Source organism: Flavobacterium frigidarium DSM 17623, from assembly GCF_000425505.1.
Classification (GTDB): domain Bacteria; phylum Bacteroidota; class Bacteroidia; order Flavobacteriales; family Flavobacteriaceae; genus Flavobacterium; species Flavobacterium frigidarium.
The window spans coordinates 1-2,842 of the sequence record NZ_AUDO01000034.1; the positions used below are offsets into that span (position 1 = coordinate 1).

At 29.0% G+C, this 2,842-nt stretch carries 4 protein-coding genes; 1 reads left to right on the plus strand and 3 read right to left on the minus strand.

All coding sequences use genetic code 11. The features are described from left to right. The first annotated feature begins 246 nt into the window (after positions 1-246). Positions 247-876: a hypothetical protein gene (locus H603_RS0112730; protein WP_026708969.1), complete on the plus strand. Its 630-nt coding sequence runs from the start codon at positions 247-249 to the stop codon at positions 874-876. 41 nt (positions 877-917) lie between these two features. Here the strand turns inward: H603_RS0112730 and H603_RS0112735 are convergent, their stop codons facing one another. Genes H603_RS0112735 through H603_RS0112745 form a run of 3 tightly spaced genes read right to left on the minus strand, consistent with a single transcriptional unit; the run spans position 918 to position 2,763 of the window. Then, complete coding sequence (locus H603_RS0112735; protein ID WP_026708970.1) at positions 918-1,397, minus strand: hypothetical protein; 480 nt, start codon at positions 1,395-1,397, stop codon at positions 918-920. A gap of 21 nt (positions 1,398-1,418) precedes the next feature. Then, the gene (locus H603_RS0112740; RefSeq protein ID WP_026708971.1) at positions 1,419-1,820 is read right to left on the minus strand and encodes a hypothetical protein; all 402 of its coding nucleotides are present in this window, start codon (positions 1,818-1,820) and stop codon (positions 1,419-1,421) included. Next, complete coding sequence (locus H603_RS0112745; RefSeq protein ID WP_026708972.1) at positions 1,813-2,763, minus strand: replication initiation protein; 951 nt, start codon at positions 2,761-2,763, stop codon at positions 1,813-1,815. The genes H603_RS0112740 and H603_RS0112745 overlap by 8 nt, the downstream gene beginning before the upstream one ends. Between the last annotated feature and the right edge of the window lie 79 nt (positions 2,764-2,842).

A 2,842-nucleotide genomic window follows, 5' to 3' on the forward strand; every position in this document is an offset into this window, starting at 1 on the left:
AATGTATATAAATGAGGTTCAATAAAAAATATACATTTGTATATTCAGCTCTTCAAATTATTGATGTTTTTTGGGGTGAAAATGGAAGGTCTTTTCGGTAATGCAAGATGTAACTTTGTCACTACGATTTTTCAAATCTAGTTCTAAAGTTTTTCTTGCTTTTTTTTGCAAAAAAGAGGAAAAAATTCGGAACTCATTTTTTAATTTTTATGGAGTATATTTACCACAAATTAAAAACCTTTAAAAATGAAAAAAATTACTTTAATATTGCTTGGATGTTCGTTTTTAATGTCTTGTGGTAAAAATAATGAAGAACAAATGCTTTATGATTATGAACAAAATAACGTAAAGGCATTAAACTTTGATTTAAAAGATTTAGATTTTAAAATAGGGAATATTGATAAAGTTTCAGATATAACTGCTAAGGATAGTTTACAATTTTTAAAAAAAGAACTTTCTAATTTTTGGATAAAAGACGCAGAACAGTCTCTAATAGACACATTGAGTTTTAAATATATTAAAAGCGTTTTAACAGAAAACATTTCACACCAGGACACTTTGCAAAAACTCTACCAAGAAGCCGTTTTAACAGCAATAAGAATTGATGATTATTCGTATAAGTATGAGTCAGAAGGGAAAAGAGATAAGGCAATAGATGAAATGTTTTCAAATAAAGAGACTCTAGGTAAAGTAGAAAAAATAGAAAAGCGTTACAATGAGCTTTCTAAGAATCCAAGTTCAATTCTTAGCACAAAATATAAAGCAAATTACTCTGTAAAAAACCCACTATTAGGAAACGCTATTCAGACTTTTGATAAAATATTTTACACTAATATTGAACAGACAAAATTTATAAAAGAAGAAGCAGTAAAGTAGAAATGAATAAGCCCCAAAATTCATTAAACTCACTGCTTAATTTATGGAGTTTTAACATTTTTGTTTTTAGATCTAAAAGCATCTAACTCTCGTTTATCACCCGAGAATTCAATAATATTAAAAATTAGACTTACCACTGCAATAATCAAAAGTAATGCCGTTGAAAAGTTTTTTAATGTACTGCTAAAAGCATCATTAAATGCCTTATAGCCAATGCTACAATACTTATCATCGTATAAGCTTACTTGACCTTTTCTTGAAATATAGTAATAGTATTCGTAATCAATTTCCGTTATAATAGTTTCCTTTTTTATTTCTAAATAAGAGAGTTGCTTAGATATGTCACTTTCACTTAAACCTGTTTTTTTTACTAATTCACTAAAAGTTAAAGAAAGATCTATTGCATGGCAATTAGGACTCCACATACTATTATGTTGTTTTTGTAATTCTTCCAAAATAGTATGGCGATTTAAATATTTCTTATTTATAAAAAACTTGATTAGCATAGCTTTTATAGTCATTATTATTATGTTTTATAATGATTAATCAATATCGTGAAACCCTTTTTCTTTTGCTTCAATAAAATTTCGTTGGGTGAGATTGTCCAATGCCTTTTCTTGAATTTTTACAAATTCTCTATGAAGAGCCATAAGGTTTTGATATTGATTTTTATGATATTCAATTTCAACTTGTAAAGATTCGACGTGTTTTTTAAACATGGGGTATTCAGTTAATCTTCTTCTAAACTCATCATATTCGTCAACAGTAAAAGGTTGGACAATTATGTCCGAGTCTTCATTTTTATACTCATCTTTCAACACTTCCAACATTTTATCAGATACCTGATAACTACCATTTTGAATAGAAAAATAGCTGTTTAAATAGCGACGGACAGACTTGTCCGAAACTCCTAATATGTTTGCAATTTCTTTACTATTATACATATCCTTTTTTCTTAAAAATTCCAGCTAAATAAGCGGGTTTATCTTCTATTACTTTTCCTTTTTGCATAATTTCAGTCAATTTGTTTTTTTCGTCAACAAATTGCTTCCAATATTTAACCGCCCATAACTCGGCTAAGTCTTCACGTATACCAATAGCTTTAATATTGGCTATTTTCTGCAATAACTCACCATTTTTCTTTTGAACTTCTATATTACCATTAAAATCGATTTCCATCTGAAGTTTGGGTTTTGAAAAACCACAGAATAGTTTTATTGTATCAAATGAACGGCCTCTAACTTTAAGTAATTCGTAATCAAAGACGATATCAGTGTGTTCGTTTATTTGCTTTTTAGCAACATCTAAAACTTGCTTTTTAAACATACTTATTTTAGTGTACTGCTCGGGTTCTTTACCTCTTGGATCTTTCAAACCTAACATTTCTTTTAGCTCTGATATGCTGTAAGTATGACCACCAGTTCCTCTCCACTGACAAGCTAAAGTATATAATCTTTTAGCGTGTTTTGATGTACAAGATAGAACTGATTTCAACTCTAAGAGAGTGAAATTATTTTTCAATTCAAAAAAATATGAGCGAGCAGGTTCATTTATAACCATATCGAAACTACCCGTACCATCAAGATATTTGATTTCTGAAAATAGAACTATCTGCCTTAAACCGTCAGACTCTTCAATTTTGAAAACCCGAGACATCATTTCTTCATTGGACTCTACTAATTGCTGATAGTTCCACTTACGTCCGGTGATTAGTTCAATATCTTTTACCCTGATATTATATCGTTTGTGAGAACTGTCATTCTCATCTAAGGATGCTAAGAGCATAAATAGAACATCTAATTGACAAGCACTAAAATCATAGCGTCCAGAAGTAATGGTATTATGTTGCTTTATTTTTTTCTCTTGAGGTATATTTTGTAGTATCATAAGGCAAATATAAAAAGAAACTTTTAAAAGAAACGGTTTTTATAAAAAGTTTCTTTTCGCTTATAAAAAGTTTCTTTTC

What these genes read in the sequence shown, in the direction of transcription:
- H603_RS0112730 (WP_026708969.1), top strand. Translation starts at nt 247, where the DNA reads ATGAAAAAAATTACTTTAATATTGCTTGGATGTTCGTTTTTAATGTCT.
- H603_RS0112735 (WP_026708970.1), bottom strand. Translation starts at nt 1,397, where the DNA reads ATGACTATAAAAGCTATGCTAATCAAGTTTTTTATAAATAAGAAATAT.
- H603_RS0112740 (WP_026708971.1), bottom strand. Translation starts at nt 1,820, where the DNA reads ATGTATAATAGTAAAGAAATTGCAAACATATTAGGAGTTTCGGACAAG.
- H603_RS0112745 (WP_026708972.1), bottom strand. Translation starts at nt 2,763, where the DNA reads ATGATACTACAAAATATACCTCAAGAGAAAAAAATAAAGCAACATAAT.